Below are 16,454 nucleotides of genomic sequence, written 5' to 3'. Positions count from 1 at the left end.
TTGGGTTTCTAAATTTCGTGAGCTTTATACCAATAACTGTGGCAATTGTCACGAATATTGCGCAAACGTTTGCGCGAGATTTGTTTTAGTCGAAAAAAATGAGCTCGCGATAAACGCGAGCTGCTTATTTGATATTTTACTACAGACGAGCAAGAAGGATTTGTGCTTGCTCTACCATCTTCTTGCGCCCGAAGATTAGGTGGCGACGCTTACCACCAACTTGACGCCAAAGAACTGCACTACGAATGCCAGATAACAACAGCGCACGAACTTTGTGTTGGCTTGCCGTCTGCTGCAGTACAGATGGCGTGCCCGTTACTTGAATGCGTGGGCCAATAGGGCTAACGACATCCAGATAGATGCTCGCTAAATTGCTGATCATTTGATCGTCTAGTAGCTCAAAGTGCTCTGACTGACGCTTGGCCATTTGAATACGATCACCAAGCTGAGACATAGCATCGTTACGAGAGCTTAACTTACGCTCTAACGCCATTAAACTAATAATGTAACGAGTAATTTCACTGCCTGATGGTGTGCTATCAATCCCTTTAACCAAGCATTCTAGGCCGAGCTTTAGATCGGCTTCGCGACCGAATACGCCAACTGTGTTAGCAGGGTTCGTGCTCAAAATAGCGTTGATTGATGTTTCAAAAGCATCTTGATCACAATGTCCGTTTCTCGCTACCTGTTGAACTAAAGCAACAGCTTGGCAAATCCCAGCGAAAGCGATAGTACGGTCATAAAGTGTATTCGCCACGTAACGACTCCTAAGCTTGAGAATATTTAATGCGTTGCTCGATGATGCCGCCACCTAGGCACACGTCACCTTTGTAGAACACTGCTGATTGACCTGGAGTTACAGCAATTTGTGGCTCGTCAAAGATAACTTTAATGTTTTCATCATCGATAGGGATGATTGTACAAGGAATATCTTCCTGACGGTAACGAGTTTTCACTGTGCACTTCATAACATCGCGAATTGGCTCACGATCTACCCAATGAAGTTGTGATGCAAGTAGACCTTCTGATTTCAACATTGGATGGTCTTTACCTTGAACAGCAATCAAAACGTTACGTTCTAGATCTTTCTCACCAACGAACCATGGGTCCTCGTTACCACCGCCGCCTTTACGGCCACCGATGTGTAGACCTTTACGCTGACCAAGTGTGTGGTACATCAGGCCTTGGTGTTGACCAATCACTTCGCCTTCTGGAGTCTCGATATTACCAGGCTGAGCTGGAAGGTAGCGACCTAGGAATTCCGTAAACTTGCGTTCACCGATGAAACAAATACCAGTTGAATCTTTCTTCTTAGCAGTAATTAGGTCTTGTTCTTCCGCAATGCGGCGTACTTCTGGTTTCTCTAGGTCACCAACAGGGAATAGGCTACGCGCAATTTGCTCGTTGCTTAATGTGTACAGGAAGTAGCTTTGATCTTTGTTGCCATCTAGACCACGTAGCATCTGTGGTTTTTCACCGTTTTCTGGGAAAGAGCGACGCACATAGTGGCCCATTGCAATGTAATCAGCATCAAGTACTTCATCAGCGAATTCTAGGAATGCTTTGAACTTGATTTCTTTGTTACAAAGAATGTCAGGGTTCGGAGTACGGCCAGCTTTGTATTCAGCAAGGAAGTACTCAAATACGTTATCCCAGTATTCGGCAGCAAAGTTGATAGTGTGTAGGTGGATGCCTAGCTTGTCACATACTGCCTGAGCGTCAGCAAGATCTTCTGCCGCTGTACAATATTCTTCGTTGTCATCTTCTTCCCAGTTCTTCATGAAAAGGCCTTCTACTTGGTAGCCTTGCTGCTTTAGAAGATACGCGGAAACAGATGAATCAACGCCGCCGGACATACCGACGATGACTTTCTTTTGGCTGTTATCAGACATTACTAAACACCACTTAAATAAACGGGATGCAGATTCTATCAGAATCCACAGACCGGTGACAGATCCGAGATCGAAATCACAATTCGTTTCGCTGGATTTTTCTTCAACAAAGATTCGAACGAGTAATTTCGCAAGTATAGAAGAGGTATATATGGCATAGTTGGCCAAAATCCAAGAGGAAACACCAAATGACAGAAGAAAACCAATTTATGCAAGAAAGTGAGTTGATTGAAATTGTTGAAAATCAGCTCGAAGATGGCAACCCGCTTAAAGTAAAAGAAACCCTTATGCGTTTAATGATGACTGGCACACCACGTGAAGATGCGGTTGCGATGATGGCATGTGCGATGTCAATTGAGATTTTTGATGTGATGAAGAATGAAGGTGAGTTCAACCTAAAGCGTTATAGCGAGCACCTTGAGCAACTACCAGATCTCAGCTTTATGGAAGGTGAATAAGCCACCTAAAAGAAAAAAGTAGTCAGCAAACGTTTGCTATAATCGCTTTTATTGCTGCTTTATTATTAGCGGTATAGAATCCGCTCTCCTTTTCATCCCCTTACTCAGACTGACAATATGAAATTTCCTGGACAACGCAAATCGAAGCACTATTTTCCTGTTCATGCTCGTGACCCGCTGGTGAGCCAAGCACAAGAAAGCAAGAAGATGACGCGCACTCACATCATTGGTATTGACCAAACCTTGGTTGATATTGAAGCAAAAGTTACAACGGATGTGATTGAAAAGTACGGTCTGAGTAAAGGTCACTCTCTGGTTATCGATGACGAAAGAGCAGAAGAGTTATACCAGCAACTGAAAGAAGAGAACTTGATTACCAATGAGTATGCGGGCGGTACAATTGGTAACACGCTACATAACTACTCCGTGCTAGCGGATGATCGCTCCACACTACTTGGAGTGATGAGCCAGGATATTAAGATTGGCAGCTACGGTTACCGTTATCTTTGTAATACATCAAGCCGCATGGACTTGAACTACCTACAAGGTGTAGATGGTGCAATTGGCCGTTGTTTTGCTCTTATCACAGAAGACGGTGAACGTACTTTTGCTATCAGCGAAGGGCAAATGAACCAACTCCATCCTGATAGCATTCCAGAGAAAATCTTTAAAAATGCATCAGCACTTGTACTGACGTCATATCTAGTACGTTGCAAAGACGGCGACCCAATGCCGGAAGCAACAATGAAAGCGATTGAGTACGCGAAAAAGAATGATGTGCCTGTTGTTCTGACTTTAGGCACAAAGTTTGTTATTCAAGATGACCCTAAATATTGGCAAGAATTCATTAGAGATAACGTTTCAGTCGTTGCGATGAATGAAGATGAAGCAGAAGCACTGACGGGGGAATCTGATCCACTTGCTGCGTCTGATAAAACATTGGAGTGGGCTGATCTAGTATTGTGCACGGCGGGTCCTGTAGGTCTATTTATGGCTGGGTATACGGAAGATAGCGCGAAGCGCGAAACTTCTTTGCCATTACTTCCAGGGTCAATTGCTGAATTTAATCGTTATGAATTTAGTCGTCCGGCGAAAAAAGACTCATGCGAGACGCCAATAAAAGTGTACTCGCATATCTCGCCATATATGGGTGGTCCAGAAAAAATTAAGAATACAAATGGCGCAGGTGATGCCGCGTTATCTGCGGTTCTTCATGATATGGCAGCAAATAAATACCATAAAGAAAATGTGCCTAATTCAAGCAAGCACAGTAACGAGTATTTAACTTACTCTTCTTTTTCTCAAGTCTGCAAATACGCAAACCGTGCGAGCTACGAAGTTCTCGTGCAACATTCACCACGATTGTCGCGCGGACTTCCTGAGCGAGAAGATAGCCTAGAAGAAGCATACTGGGAACGTTAATACGAAGCGGTTTAATTAACTATTCTGTAACTAAAGTAAAAGGCGCATTAAGAAATGTGCCTTTTTTATTTGTAATGGTTTAAATAAAAAAGGCTCCCTATGGGAGCCTTTTAAAAATAGCACGGATCTAGATTAGGAACTCATCCAGAGATTTACCTGCATCAAGTTGCTCTTGAATCGCCGAAGGTGTACGACCTTGGCCAGTCCAAGTTTTCTCATTACCGTTTGAATCTGTGTATTTGTATTTAGCAGGGCGAGGTGCGCGCTTCGCTTTGCCTTTCGTCTTAGTTTCGCCAGATAGCGCAGTAATAAGTGCTTCTACATCAATACCGTCTTGAGCGATTTTCTCAGCAATCTCTGCAAGCTTAGCTTCTTGCTCTGCTTGTGCTGCGCGTTCTGCTTCTTCTGCTTCACGACGCTCATCTACGACAGTAGTGAGTTTATCTAGAGCTTCTTCCAATTGTTCTAGAGTCAGCTCACGAGAAAATGCACGAAGGCTACGGATATTTAGAAGGGTTTTAGTCAGCTCTGACATAACGATTCCTATTAAAAGGTTAATGTGTTGGGCACTTTTTATCGTTACGATTAAATAATGCCAATCTATAAATAAACAAAGAGTCCTTATATTTAACTTTATCTTTTCCTTATGTGCAAATGCTAAATCAAGATTTTGTTTAAATTTGACTATTTTTTAAAGCAATTAATATTATTACACTCGAAATAAATCATTATTAGATGAGAACTAAAATCAACAATCATTATTGTATAGAGAGAGTGACAGCTTGGTTTTTTATAAAAAAATTTGAGTTATTACTTAAAAATATGAAGCATCCATCTTTAATGGTGTGTCATATATCCTTAATTTATTGATATAAGATAAACCATGATATTTCTAAGGTAGTAATAATGTTTCATAAATAACATGATTGATGTGATTTCAGTTGCACAAAACTTATGGAATTAGGCAAGGTTTATAAATTATCTCAGCCATTATTTATTTGTTTAATTTAGTTTGATGTGTTGCATTGACTCTCATCATAAGTACAATGGCTGCCACCTGATGCAATATTGCAGACAATTTGTTGTTAATTTGTACAGTTAGTGGTTAATTGTTTGTTGTTGCCGTAGAGGCGCGGTCTCGAAGAGTAGCTATTATTGGGGTGATGCCAATGAATAATAGTGGAAGGCGAAGATTGCCGAAGTAAGTAACTCATCAAAGTTACTTGCTGGGGTTGTATCTGAAAGGAACAACACTGCCATAGTATATATTCACATTAAACTATGGAGCGCTACTGTAGGGTTGGGTGGAGTGTTCGCTTCCCTGTCGCTAAGTTCAACATGAGCACGTATCGTATGCTACGTGACTTGTCTGCAGTAGATCTCTAGCCAAACTTTGGTTTTTGAAGATCATGAATTTAATAGATTTTTCTAGTTCTCCTGTTTCATTATTGCCACCTATTGTCGCTTTGACTTTGGCGATTTTGACTCGACGTGTATTAGTTTCCTTGGGTGTAGGTATCGTGCTAGGTGCGGTGCTACTTAATAGCTGGTCTATCAGCGACACCGCAGGTTACGTCAGTTCTCAAGTTTCTTCTGTCTTTATTGAAGATGGCGGAATTAACACTTGGAACATGAGCATTGTTGGTTTCCTAATCTTATTAGGTATGACAACAGCTTTATTAACGCTATCTGGCGGTACTCGTGCTTTTGCTGAATGGGCACAATCTCGAGTGAAGAGTAAACGCGGCTCCAAACTTCTTGCCGCCTTTTTAGGCGTATTCATTTTTGTCGATGATTACTTTAATAGCCTTGCTGTTGGTGCGATCTCTCGCCCAGTAACCGATCGCTTTTATGTGTCTCGCGCTAAGCTTGCGTACATTCTAGACTCAACCGCTGCTCCAATGTGTGTAATTATGCCTGCTTCTAGCTGGGGTGCTTACATTATTACTATTATTGGCGGGATCTTAGTCTCACATGGGATCACAGAGTATTCGGCTCTTGGCGCATATGTTCGTCTTATTCCAATGAACTTCTACGCCGTTTTTGCGCTGCTAATGGTGTTCGCTGTTGCGTGGTTTGGTCTTGATATTGGTAAAATGCGTGAGCATGAGATCTCTGCATCGCAAGGTCGTGGCTTTGATAAAGACAAAGAAAATGACTCGCAAGAAGCGCATGACCTAAACGAAGAGCTAGATATCCGTGAAAGTGAAAAGGGTAAAGTGTCAGATTTGATACTTCCTATCGTGACGCTGATTATCGCGACTATCGCTTCAATGCTTTACACGGGTGGCCAAGCATTGGCTGCTGATGGTAAGGAGTTTGCGCTTCTTGGTGCTTTTGAAAATACAGATGTAGGTACATCACTAATCTACGGTAGCTTGCTTGGCTTAGCAGTTGCACTGTTTACTGTTGTGAAGCAAGGTCTACCAATGGCTGAGATCGCACGTACACTTTGGATTGGTGCTAAGTCTATGTTTGGTGCGATTCTAATCTTAGTATTTGCCTGGACCATTGGTTCTGTTATCGGTGATATGAAGACTGGTACTTACCTTTCGACAATGGCGCAGGGCAATATCAACCCTCATTGGCTCCCAGTTATCCTATTCTTGTTGTCTGGCCTGATGGCGTTCTCAACAGGTACTTCATGGGGTACGTTCGGCATCATGCTTCCAATCGCTGGAGACATGGCTGGCGCAACAGACGTAGCGCTAATGCTACCGATGCTGAGTGCGGTTTTAGCTGGTGCGGTATTCGGTGACCATTGTTCACCAATCTCAGATACGACTATCTTGTCATCGACGGGTGCACGTTGTAACCACATTGATCACGTATCAACACAGCTACCTTATGCATTATCAGTCGCGCTTGTTTCATGCGTCGGCTTTATTGCCCTTGGTATGACTGCTTCAATAGCGTTCTCGTTCATTGCAGCGTCGATAACATTCGTTATCGTTTGCGCTATTTTGTCATGGCTTTCAAAGTCTAAAATAGCGTCTTGCCAGAGTGCGTAATTCACTGATTTAAAAAGTAAATTTATAGGAGGCTTCGGCCTCCTTTTTTATTTGTATTATACAATTCGAATTTTTTTAAAATTAAGGGTTGAAAAAAGTAATCAGCTTGGTTAGTGTGGTTGGTAACAAAGCAAATGAGAAGAGCCTTGAAATAAGTATGCGTAATTTTGTAATGAACATTCATCACCATCATCACCCAATCTAGTCTTTCGGGCGATGTACGCATACCCGGGAGGCAGGAAACTCCCGGAGGTAAAATCAAAGTAAAAGCAGATTTTAAACCCTCGGGAGACTTCAATCTCCCGAGGGTTTTTTAGTTTTATTAGTTTGAAAAATACTTAGATATCAAAATCTTGCATAGGGACAAAGCAATGCAAACACAACGTTTAAGAATCGCAATTCAGAAAAAAGGTCGTCTTAGCAAAGAGAGTCAAGCTCTACTAAAACAGTGCGGCGTAAAGTTCAACGTAATGGGCGAGCGTTTAGTTGTCCATTCTGAAAATATGCCAATTGATTTACTCTTGGTTCGTGACGACGACATCCCAGGTTTAATTATGGATGGCGTGGTTGACCTTGGCTTTATTGGCGAAAATGAACTAGAAGAAGTTCGCCTTGACCGCAAAGCATTAGGTGAACCCTGCGAGTTTGTTCAGCTTCGTCGACTTGATTTTGGTGGCTGTCGTTTATCTATCGCAATCGACAAGGACGAAGAGTACAACGGTCCACAAGACTTAGCTGGCAAGCGTATTGCTACAACGTATCCTCAACTTCTAAAAGCGTACATGGATGAAGCCGGCGTTCCATTCTCTACATGTATGCTGACAGGCTCTGTAGAAGTTGCCCCTCGCGCGGGTCTCGCTGATGCTATCGCTGATTTGGTTTCTACAGGTGCAACACTGGAAGCGAACGGCCTTAAAGAAGCTGAAATTATCTTTAAATCAAAAGCGACATTGATTCAACGCACAGGTGAGTTCGACGCAGACAAAGTGGCGCTAATCGAAAAGCTGTTAACTCGCATGCAAGGCGTGCAGCAAGCGAAAGAATCTAAGTACATTATGCTTCACGCCCCAGCAGAGAAGTTAGATCAAATTAAAGCACTACTGCCAGGTGCTGAAGACCCAACTGTTCTTCCTCTTTCTGCAGATAAGCAGAAAATGGCTGTTCACTTAGTGAGTTCTGAAAACCTATTCTGGGAAACAATGGAACAGCTGAAAGAGTTGGGCGCAAGTTCAATTCTCGTTCTACCAATTGAAAAAATGATGGAGTAAGCATCATGAGAACAGTCGTTTGGCAATCATTAAGTGAGAATCAGCAAGACTCTATTTTGGAGCGCCCTGCTATTGCAGAAGGTGCCAATATCACCACTGCTGTGGCCGAAGTTATTGCTAAAGTTCGAGAAGAAGGTGACTCTGCTCTTATTGAGCTGACAGAAAAGTTTGACCGTGTTAAGCCTGAATCCATTCGTGTTTCTTCTCAGGAAATTAAGGCAGCGTCAGAGCGTTTGTCAGAGTCAATGAAGAGCGCACTAGAGCAAGCTTACGCCAATATTTCTAAGTTCCACAAAGCGCAAAAGCCGCAACCGCTCAAGGTGGAAACGCAGCCAGGTGTTCTTTGTGAACAAGTAACACGTCCAATTCAAAAAGTGGGTTTGTACATTCCTGGTGGCAGTGCGCCTTTGCCATCGACTGTTTTGATGCTCGGCGTTCCTGCAAAAATTGCAGGTTGTCGTAAAGTCGTTCTTTGTTCTCCACCGCCAATCGCTGATGAGATCCTTTATGTCGCGAAGCTGTGTGGCATTGATGAAGTGTACAACGTCGGTGGTGGCCAAGCAGTTGCTGCAATGGCTTATGGCACTGAGACTGTATCGAAAGTAGATAAGATCTTTGGTCCGGGCAACGCTTACGTGACCGAAGCAAAACGACAGGTTAGCAATGATTTCCGCGGTGCTGCGATTGATATGCCAGCAGGGCCATCAGAAGTGTTAGTGATTGCAGATGAAACCGCAGATGCAGACTTCATCGCTGCGGATCTTTTGAGCCAAGCAGAACACGGTCCTGATTCTCAAGTGGTACTTGTGACTCCTTCTCCTGTGATTGCTGATCAAGTGACGGATGCGGTTCAACGTCAGCTTAAGGAGCTATCTCGTGCAGACATCGCAGAAAAGGCTCTGGCATCAAGCTTGATCATTATTTCCGAGTCGATGACGCAGTCAGTTTCTATTTCCAATTACTACGGTCCTGAGCACTTGATTGTTCAGACTAAGAACCCTCGTGAGCTTCTACCTCTACTTGATAATGCAGGCTCTATCTTCCTTGGGGATTGGTCGCCTGAATCTGCGGGAGATTACGCATCGGGGACTAACCACGTTCTTCCTACTTACGGTTACACACGTACTTATTCAAGCTTAGGTTTGGCGGATTTCTCTAAACGAATGACGGTTCAGGAGCTTTCTGCTGATGGTTTAAAGAACCTTGCACCAACGGTAGTCACGATGGCTGAAGCAGAAGGTCTGGACGCTCACAAACGTGCTGTTACTATCCGCGTAGAAAAATTAGCAAGTAAGAAAGAATAAGAGAGTAATGAGATGGAAAAGCTAGCGCGTAAACAAGTCCAACAGCTTACCCCTTATATGTCGGCTCGCCGAATCGGTGGTACGGGTGACGTATGGCTAAATGCCAACGAATCACCATTTAACAATGAATACAAAACAGACTTTGCTCGTCTCAATCGTTACAGCGAATGTCAGCCGAAAGAACTGATTTCTGCTTACGCAGCCTATGCGGGTGTGAAACCAGAACAAACACTGACTTCTCGCGGCGCAGACGAAGGTATTGAGTTATTAATTCGTGCATTCTGTGAGCCGGGCGAAGATGCGATTCTTTACTGTCCACCAACTTACGGTATGTACGCCATTAGTGCAGAAACCATTGGTGTAGAGAGAAAAACTGTGCCGCTAGCGTCAGATTGGCAACTAGACCTTGCAGGTATCGAAGCCAATCTGGATAACGTGAAACTGGTTTTTGTATGTTCGCCAAACAATCCAACAGGTAACTTAGTTAAGCGTGAAGATATTGTCTCTCTGCTTGAGATGACAAAAGACCGTGCAATCGTGGTGATGGATGAAGCGTATATTGATTTTTGTCCAGAAGCGTCAACGGTAGATTTGCTGGCGCAATACCCGAACCTTGCAATTCTGCGTACTCTGTCGAAAGCTTTTGCGCTTGCAGGTCTGCGTTGTGGATTTACGCTTGCGAACGAAGAGCTGATTAATGTACTTCTTAAAGTTATCGCACCTTACCCAGTCCCAGTTCCAGTGGCAGAAATTGCGACTCAGGCGCTTTCGGAAGCTGGTTTAGCGCGAGCGAAGTTTCAAGTTCTCGATTTGAATGCAAACCGTGCTTACTTGCAAGTTGGCCTTTCAATGATTCCGGGCTTGGAAGTGTTTGAAGGGTGGGGGAACTACCTATTGGTGAAATTCCCAGATGGCGATGACCTTTTCAAAGCGGCTTGGGATACGGGCATTATTTTGCGTAACTCGCCAATTGAAAATTGTGTGCGTATCAGTGTGGGTAACCGTGACGAGTGCGAAAAAACGCTTGGATTTATCAGAAACTACTACGCATAAATAGAGACAGAATTTATCGCTCTCGCTCAATAGCGGGAGCGCCAAAAGAATAGCAATAAGGAAGTTCGAGTGAGCAAACAACAAAAAATCCTTTTTATTGATCGTGATGGCACCTTAATTGTCGAGCCGCCGATTGATTTTCAAGTAGACCGTTTAGACAAACTAAAGCTAGAGCCATTTGTTATCCCAAGCCTGTTGTCGTTGCAGGATGCAGGATATCGTCTAGTGATGGTCACGAACCAAGATGGTTTGGGTACAGACAGCTACCCACAAGCTGATTTTGATGCACCGCACAACATGATGATGGAGATCTTTGAGTCTCAAGGTGTGAAGTTCGATGACGTACTGATTTGTCCTCACTTTGAGGAAGATAACTGCTCTTGCCGTAAGCCTAAACTAGGCTTGGTAAAAGAGTATCTTCAAGGTGGCAAAGTAGATTTCCAAAACTCTGTTGTGATTGGCGATCGTCAAACCGATCTTCAACTTGCAGAAAACATGGCAATTCGTGGTATTCAATACAACCCAGAAACCATGGGCTGGAAACAGATCCTAAAAGATCTCACAGTGAAGGCGCGCGTGGCTGAAGTGGTCCGCACCACAAAAGAAACAGACATCAAAGTATTCGTTAATCTTGACGAGCAAGGCGGTAATGACATTTCTACAGGTCTTGGCTTCTTCGACCACATGCTGGATCAAATCGCGACACACGGCGGGTTCCAGATGGTGTGCAAAGTAGAAGGTGACCTGCACATTGATGATCACCACACAGTAGAAGATACCGCTCTTGCGTTGGGTCAAGCGTTGAAAGAAGCACTGGGTGACAAGCGTGGTATTGGTCGCTTTGGCTTTAGTTTGCCAATGGATGAGTGTTTGGCGCAATGCGCACTAGACCTATCAGGTCGTCCTTACCTTAAGTTCGACGCGCAATTCAGCCGTGAGCAAGTGGGTGATCTTTCAACAGAGATGGTGGTTCACTTCTTCCGCTCTCTGACTGACACATTAGCGTGTACGTTGCACCTTTCTTCTGCGGGCAACAATGATCACCACATCATTGAAAGTCTATTTAAAGCGTTTGGTCGTACGTTACGCCAAGCAATCAAAGTAGAAGGCACTGAGCTACCAAGTAGTAAAGGCGTGCTTTAAGGCTAACGTTAGCAAGGAGAAAAACAGTGACAGAACAGAAAGTTGTCATTATCGATACTGGCTGTGCCAACGTTTCTTCGGTGAAGTTTGCCATTGAACGCCTAGGCTATGACGTAACGATTTCAAAAGATCCGCAAGTCGTATTATCCGCAGATAAGCTATTCCTACCGGGTGTGGGAACCGCCAGCGAAGCGATGAAGAACCTAGAAGAGCGCGATCTGATCAGCTTGGTAAAACAGGTAGAAAAGCCATTACTAGGTATCTGTTTAGGCATGCAACTGTTGGGCAAAGTGTCTCAAGAGAAAGGGCAGAAAGCCGACGTGTTAGTTGAGTGTCTTGGACTTTGTGATGGCGAAGTGAAGCTACTACAAACTGGCGATTTGCCGTTGCCGCATATGGGGTGGAACACGGTCTCTGCAAAAGCAGGTAATCCACTTTTCAAAGATATTGAAGAAGGAGAGTATTTCTACTTCGTGCACAGCTTTGCGATGCCTGTTGGGGATTACACGATTGCGGAATGTGAATACGGCAACCCGTTCACAGCAGCAGTACAAAGCGGTAACTATTACGGCGTGCAATTCCACCCTGAGCGTTCTTCAAAAGCGGGCGCGAAGCTTATTCAAAACTTCTTAGAATTATAAAAGGGATTTAGTGTGATTATTCCAGCTCTTGATTTAATTGAAGGACAGGTGGTTCGCCTTTATCAAGGTGATTACGGCCAAGTAACTGAGTACAAAGTCGACCCAGCAGAGCAGTTCAACTTGTACCACCAAGCTGGTGCTAACTGGCTGCACTTGGTGGATTTAACTGGCGCGAAAGACACGACAGCACGTCAACTTGATTTAATTGCAAAGCTACTAGCAAGCACGCCAGCGAACATCCAAATCGGTGGCGGAGTGCGCACAGAGCAAGACGTGATTGATCTGCTAGAAGCGGGGGCTCAGCGTGTTGTCGTTGGCTCAACAGCAGTAAAACAGCCAGAGCTTGTGAAAGGTTGGATGGAAAAATACGGTGCAGAGAAAATCGTTCTCGCGCTAGACATCAACATCGATCAAGACGGCACACGTAAAGTAGCGATTTCTGGTTGGCAAGAAGATTCAGGCGTGACTATCGAAGCTCTGATCAACGATTACCTGACGGTAGGTTTGCAGCACGTGCTTTGTACGGACATTTCTCGTGACGGTACGCTAGAAGGCTCAAACGTAGAGCTTTATGTCGACCTATGTAAACAGTACCCACAAGTGCAGTTTCAATCTTCAGGTGGCATTGGCTCATTAGCAGATATCGAAGCGCTAAAAGGCAGCGGTGTGGCTGGTGTGATTGTTGGTCGTGCGCTGTTAGATGGTAAATTCACAGCAGAGGAGGCATTTGCATGCTGGCAAAGCGAATAATTCCATGTCTTGATGTTCGTGATGGACAAGTGGTGAAGGGCGTCCAGTTCCGCAACCACGAAATCATTGGCGACATCGTTCCTCTGGCGCAGCGTTATGCTGAAGAAGGCGCTGACGAGCTTGTGTTCTACGATATTACCGCTTCAAGTGATGGGCGTGTCGTTGATAAAAGTTGGGTCGCTCGCGTTGCAGAAGTGATTGATATTCCGTTCTGTGTGGCTGGTGGCATTAAATCAGCAGAGGACGCGGCGCGCATTCTTGAGTTTGGTGCAGATAAGGTATCTATTAACTCTCCTGCCTTGGCGAACCCTCAGTTGATTACTGACCTTGCTGATAAGTTTGGTGTGCAATGTATCGTCGTTGGTATCGATTCATACTACGACAAAGAGACGGGCAAGTATCAGGTTTACCAGTTTACTGGTGATGAAGAACGCACCAAAGCGACCCAATGGGAAACGCGTGATTGGGTGCAAGAAGTACAAAAACGCGGCGCTGGTGAAATCGTACTGAACATGATGAACCAAGACGGTGTGCGTAACGGCTACGATATCGAACAACTGAATATGGTGCGCGAAGTATGTAATGTACCGCTGATTGCATCGGGTGGTGCAGGTGCCATAGAGCACTTCGCAGAAGCCTACCAAAAAGCAAATGTGGATGGCGCGCTTGCCGCATCGGTATTCCACAAGCAAGTCATCAATATTGGTGAACTAAAGCAGTATTTGAAACAACAAGGCATTGAGGTACGACTATGAGTGTAAAAGCCGCCGAAGTAAGTTCGCTAGCTGAGCGAATCAACTGGGAAAAGGTGGATGGTCTGGTACCTGCCATCGTACAAGATTTCCAATCAAGTCAAGTACTGATGATGGGTTACATGAACCAAGATGCGTTGGCAAAAACGGGCGAAACGGGTCAAGTGACGTTTTTCTCTCGAACCAAGCAACGTCTTTGGACGAAAGGTGAGACTTCTGGCAACGTATTGCAATTGGTGAACATTCAGCTCGATTGTGACAACGATACGCTACTGGTGAAAGTGAATCCCATTGGTCCTACGTGTCACTTGGGTAACACAACTTGTTGGGATGTGGACCCTCAAGAGGAGTCACAAATGGTGTGGCTTCATCAACTTGAGCAGCTATTGGCTGCCCGCAAGAGTGCCGACCCAGATTCCTCTTATACTGCCAGTCTTTATGCCCGTGGCACCAAGCGTATTTCGCAAAAAGTGGGCGAAGAAGGCGTTGAAGTCGCGCTTGCGGCGACGTCGGGCGATAAGGCGGAGTTAGTGTGTGAATCTGCAGATTTGATTTATCACTTAATGGTATTGCTTCAAGACCAAGGCTTATCGATGAATGACGTAGTGAACAAACTGAAAGAGCGTCATAAGTAAGCTTGCGATAAGTGAAAGCCCCTATGCTCTCGAGCCTAGGGGCTTTTTACTTTAGTGTTCTTGATTCGGGGCAAAAACCGGCAACAGTGCTGGTGGCGATTAGATTCTGAATCACGCTCGTCCCTAGCTGTTCAGAATGACGGTATATTTTCTAATGGTACTTGCAGTAGAGTTATTTACTTCAAATAGGTACATATATTCACGTCACTCCAACGAACCTAGGCGAAGTCAAGAATCCAATTAAATCGAGCTCAATAAGCTAGGAGTGGATGCTCTTACCCACAACACTTCTTAAATTTCTTACCGCTTCCACAGATACACGGGTCGTTACGACCTACTTTTAGGCTACTCACTGGTTGGTTTAGGCGAGGATCTTGTTCTGGTTCTTCTTCTAGCTCTTCTTCTGGAAACGTGCCGTCAATGTAGTACCAAAGCCCATTTTCTTTTACAAAGCGAGAACGCTCTGTCATGCAGTAGCGTTTGCCGTCTTCGTCAAAGTAAGCGTTGAATTCAACAAAACCTTCATTCTCGTTACAACCCGCTTCAGCTTTCACTACCTCAAGCTTGCACCAATCGCTGTCGATAGATTGGGCAATGCCTTCACGTTGCTCTTCTGCATTACAGCTTGGGTGGTATGTGTTCACCACGTAATCCACTAGACCTAACACATGCGCGCTGTAACGAGAGCGCATTAGCTGCTCCGGAGTGGTGACGTCAGCGTGGTTATTGTGGGCAATTTCACAACACTGTTGGTAGGTGCGGTTAGAGCCGCAAGGACAAGAAGAAGCCATAAAATGAAATCTCGATTAATTAAGCGGTAAAAACAAACAACCCCACATAAGTGAGGTCGCAGGTATTCTTTGGGGCATTATAGCCGTTTAGGGCGTTTGAGACAGCAGTTCTTGAGCCCATTCCGTCGATTGATTAAAAGCGTCTGCTAATTGAGGTTCGGTTAATTTAAGAACGGTGCAATATCGCTCGGCTAACTCCCAGTCCGCTTGTTCGTAGGCGATCGTCATCGAAAGTAAGTGACCAAGTACGCCTTTTCGACTGGTTAATGCGAGTTTTATATCTTCGTCAACGGGGATATCTTCAATGACATCCGAGAGCGGTTGATCGAGCAAAGATCCGAGCAAAGAAAACATGCCTGTCAAAAAAGCCTGCCCAGGGTCATACCTAGTGTTCATTTGACTAAGTAGCAGTTCACACATTCGTGCACGCTGAATCGCTAAAGAGTAAAGAGAGTCAGGTTTATCTTCTTGAACGGAGGCAATTGCAACTAAGGAAATAAAGCGTCGTAGTCGCTCTTCACCCAGATAAATAAGCGCCTGTCTGAACGATTTGATCTTAGTCGTTAATGTATAGCCTGAATTTACGTAAGTAAGCAGCTTGTATGACAGCGTCACATCAATCGAAAACAGACGTTCAACCTCATTGAAGTCGATGGGCTTATCTGCAATCTCTTTACAAAGTTGGATGACGGTAAGAAACGCGGGGTTCAACCGCTTTTTCTGGATCATCTCAGGTTTGCTAAAAAAATACCCTTGAAAATAGTTAAAACCGGCTTCTAGAGCTTGCTCAAACTCTTCATAGGTCTCTACCTTTTCCGCAAGAAAGTCGATTTTAAATGGGCTCAACGCCTGAATAAAAATGGCAGCTTTCTTAATCGGCACAAGTCTAATATCAAACTTGATCATGGAAACGTATGGAAGAAAACGCTTCCAAGCTTTCGTCGGAACAAAATCATCCAGAGCAATTCTGTATCCGCACTCATGAAGGTGCTTGATGGCTTCTAACAGTTCTTCTGTCGGTTCGCAGTCTTCAAGGACTTCAATGACGAGAGATTCTTTAGGGAACAAAGTTGGGACCAAGTTCACCAAGCTTTGATGCGGAAAGTTAACAAAGCCAAGTTTGTTTCCTAATGTGTTGTAATGCGTCGATAAAAAATGATCGGATAGCAGTCGACTAGTAGCCAGCTCTGGTTCTACTTCAGGGAAGGTATTTTTAGGGCCGTCTCGAAAGAGGAGTTCGTAACCTATGGTTCGTTTTTCTCTATCCAGAATCGGTTGGCGAGCTACGTAAGAATACTTCAATTAGGTACTTCGTTCTGTTTAACTTAGTATTA

General features: G+C 44.4%; 16 protein-coding genes, 1 riboswitch and 1 other annotated feature. Of the genes, 11 read left to right on the top strand and 5 right to left on the bottom strand.

The window, feature by feature from the left end; all coding sequences use genetic code 11:
• Positions 1-139 precede the first annotated feature (139 nt).
• Both hflD and mnmA read right to left on the bottom strand, forming a co-directional pair.
• Positions 140-757: a high frequency lysogenization protein HflD gene (hflD, locus tag J4N43_RS09825; RefSeq protein ID WP_005378194.1), complete on the bottom strand. Its 618-nt coding sequence runs from the start codon at positions 755-757 to the stop codon at positions 140-142.
• A gap of 10 nt (positions 758-767) precedes the next feature.
• The gene (gene mnmA, locus J4N43_RS09820; protein ID WP_005378192.1) at positions 768-1,892 is read right to left on the bottom strand and encodes a tRNA 2-thiouridine(34) synthase MnmA; all 1,125 of its coding nucleotides are present in this window, start codon (positions 1,890-1,892) and stop codon (positions 768-770) included.
• Positions 1,893-2,080: 188 nt separating this feature from the next.
• Here mnmA and J4N43_RS09815 point away from each other — a divergent pair, with 188 nt between their 5' ends.
• Together J4N43_RS09815 and J4N43_RS09810 are read left to right on the top strand one after the other, a co-directional pair.
• Positions 2,081-2,350: a hypothetical protein gene (locus J4N43_RS09815; RefSeq protein WP_005378190.1), complete on the top strand. Its 270-nt coding sequence runs from the start codon at positions 2,081-2,083 to the stop codon at positions 2,348-2,350.
• 117 nt (positions 2,351-2,467) lie between these two features.
• Complete coding sequence (locus tag J4N43_RS09810; RefSeq protein ID WP_005378187.1) at positions 2,468-3,772, top strand: inosine/guanosine kinase; 1,305 nt, start codon at positions 2,468-2,470, stop codon at positions 3,770-3,772.
• Between the two features lie 127 nt (positions 3,773-3,899).
• Here J4N43_RS09810 and J4N43_RS09805 read toward each other — a convergent pair whose 3' ends face one another.
• On the bottom strand, positions 3,900-4,307 hold the full coding sequence (locus J4N43_RS09805) for an H-NS family histone-like protein (RefSeq protein WP_005378185.1): 408 nt from the start codon (positions 4,305-4,307) through the stop codon (positions 3,900-3,902).
• Positions 4,308-4,889: 582 nt separating this feature from the next.
• Positions 4,890-5,072: riboswitch (Lysine riboswitch) on the top strand.
• Between the two features lie 109 nt (positions 5,073-5,181).
• Between J4N43_RS09805 and tet(35) the strand changes: the two genes are divergently transcribed.
• The 9 genes from tet(35) to hisIE all read left to right on the top strand — a co-directional run bounded on the left by tet(35) (position 5,182) and on the right by hisIE (position 14,329).
• Positions 5,182-6,783 (top strand): tetracycline efflux Na+/H+ antiporter family transporter Tet(35), encoded by a 1,602-nt coding sequence (tet(35), locus tag J4N43_RS09800; RefSeq protein ID WP_005378182.1) that lies wholly within the window; start codon positions 5,182-5,184, stop codon positions 6,781-6,783.
• A 180-nt stretch (positions 6,784-6,963) separates the two neighbouring features.
• Positions 6,964-7,101: a sequence feature (His leader region), on the top strand.
• 53 nt (positions 7,102-7,154) lie between these two features.
• Positions 7,155-8,051, top strand: a complete 897-nt coding sequence (gene hisG / locus J4N43_RS09795) for an ATP phosphoribosyltransferase (RefSeq protein ID WP_005378180.1) — start codon at positions 7,155-7,157, stop codon at positions 8,049-8,051.
• A 5-nt stretch (positions 8,052-8,056) separates the two neighbouring features.
• A complete protein-coding gene (gene hisD / locus J4N43_RS09790; RefSeq protein ID WP_053349500.1) occupies positions 8,057-9,355 on the top strand; it encodes a histidinol dehydrogenase in 1,299 nt (432 codons plus the stop codon).
• Positions 9,356-9,367: 12 nt separating this feature from the next.
• A complete protein-coding gene (gene hisC, locus J4N43_RS09785; RefSeq protein ID WP_053349501.1) occupies positions 9,368-10,408 on the top strand; it encodes a histidinol-phosphate transaminase in 1,041 nt (346 codons plus the stop codon).
• A 69-nt stretch (positions 10,409-10,477) separates the two neighbouring features.
• Complete coding sequence (gene hisB / locus J4N43_RS09780) at positions 10,478-11,551, top strand: bifunctional histidinol-phosphatase/imidazoleglycerol-phosphate dehydratase HisB (RefSeq protein ID WP_053349502.1); 1,074 nt, start codon at positions 10,478-10,480, stop codon at positions 11,549-11,551.
• A 26-nt stretch (positions 11,552-11,577) separates the two neighbouring features.
• Positions 11,578-12,192: an imidazole glycerol phosphate synthase subunit HisH gene (hisH, locus tag J4N43_RS09775; RefSeq protein ID WP_158159617.1), complete on the top strand. Its 615-nt coding sequence runs from the start codon at positions 11,578-11,580 to the stop codon at positions 12,190-12,192.
• Positions 12,193-12,204: 12 nt separating this feature from the next.
• The gene (gene hisA / locus J4N43_RS09770) at positions 12,205-12,942 is read left to right on the top strand and encodes a 1-(5-phosphoribosyl)-5-[(5-phosphoribosylamino)methylideneamino]imidazole-4-carboxamide isomerase (RefSeq protein WP_005390889.1); all 738 of its coding nucleotides are present in this window, start codon (positions 12,205-12,207) and stop codon (positions 12,940-12,942) included.
• On the top strand, positions 12,924-13,697 hold the full coding sequence (hisF, locus tag J4N43_RS09765; RefSeq protein WP_053349503.1) for an imidazole glycerol phosphate synthase subunit HisF: 774 nt from the start codon (positions 12,924-12,926) through the stop codon (positions 13,695-13,697). The genes hisA and hisF overlap by 19 nt, the downstream gene beginning before the upstream one ends.
• Entirely contained in the window at positions 13,694-14,329 is a 636-nt protein-coding gene (hisIE, locus tag J4N43_RS09760) for a bifunctional phosphoribosyl-AMP cyclohydrolase/phosphoribosyl-ATP diphosphatase HisIE (RefSeq protein ID WP_038882807.1), read from the top strand. Before hisF ends, hisIE begins: the two co-directional genes overlap by 4 nt.
• 275 nt (positions 14,330-14,604) lie before the next feature.
• On the opposite strand, the gene J4N43_RS09755 is transcribed toward hisIE, so the two are convergent.
• The gene (locus tag J4N43_RS09755; RefSeq protein ID WP_005378159.1) at positions 14,605-15,120 is read right to left on the bottom strand and encodes a YchJ family protein; all 516 of its coding nucleotides are present in this window, start codon (positions 15,118-15,120) and stop codon (positions 14,605-14,607) included.
• 87 nt (positions 15,121-15,207) lie between these two features.
• Positions 15,208-16,422 carry an EAL and HDOD domain-containing protein gene (locus J4N43_RS09750; RefSeq protein WP_053349504.1) on the bottom strand — a complete coding sequence of 405 codons (1,215 nt, stop codon included), beginning with the start codon at positions 16,420-16,422 and terminating at the stop codon, positions 15,208-15,210.
• Between the last annotated feature and the right edge of the window lie 32 nt (positions 16,423-16,454).

The sequence above is a fragment of the Vibrio sp. SCSIO 43009 genome, assembly GCF_023716525.1.
Taxonomy (GTDB): domain Bacteria; phylum Pseudomonadota; class Gammaproteobacteria; order Enterobacterales; family Vibrionaceae; genus Vibrio; species Vibrio alginolyticus.
The sequence above is the reverse complement of the archived record's forward strand: the minus strand, read 5'-3'. Positions and strand labels throughout refer to the sequence as shown.

Excerpts from the sequence above, each read along its gene's own strand:
- mnmA (WP_005378192.1), bottom strand. The coding sequence starts at position 1,892 with ATGTCTGATAACAGCCAAAAGAAAGTCATCGTCGGTATGTCCGGCGGC.
- J4N43_RS09815 (WP_005378190.1), top strand. The coding sequence starts at position 2,081 with ATGACAGAAGAAAACCAATTTATGCAAGAAAGTGAGTTGATTGAAATT.
- J4N43_RS09810 (WP_005378187.1), top strand. The coding sequence starts at position 2,468 with ATGAAATTTCCTGGACAACGCAAATCGAAGCACTATTTTCCTGTTCAT.
- J4N43_RS09805 (WP_005378185.1), bottom strand. The coding sequence starts at position 4,307 with ATGTCAGAGCTGACTAAAACCCTTCTAAATATCCGTAGCCTTCGTGCA.
- hisG (WP_005378180.1), top strand. The coding sequence starts at position 7,155 with ATGCAAACACAACGTTTAAGAATCGCAATTCAGAAAAAAGGTCGTCTT.
- hisD (WP_053349500.1), top strand. The coding sequence starts at position 8,057 with ATGAGAACAGTCGTTTGGCAATCATTAAGTGAGAATCAGCAAGACTCT.
- hisC (WP_053349501.1), top strand. The coding sequence starts at position 9,368 with ATGGAAAAGCTAGCGCGTAAACAAGTCCAACAGCTTACCCCTTATATG.
- hisF (WP_053349503.1), top strand. The coding sequence starts at position 12,924 with ATGCTGGCAAAGCGAATAATTCCATGTCTTGATGTTCGTGATGGACAA.
- hisIE (WP_038882807.1), top strand. The coding sequence starts at position 13,694 with ATGAGTGTAAAAGCCGCCGAAGTAAGTTCGCTAGCTGAGCGAATCAAC.
- J4N43_RS09755 (WP_005378159.1), bottom strand. The coding sequence starts at position 15,120 with ATGGCTTCTTCTTGTCCTTGCGGCTCTAACCGCACCTACCAACAGTGT.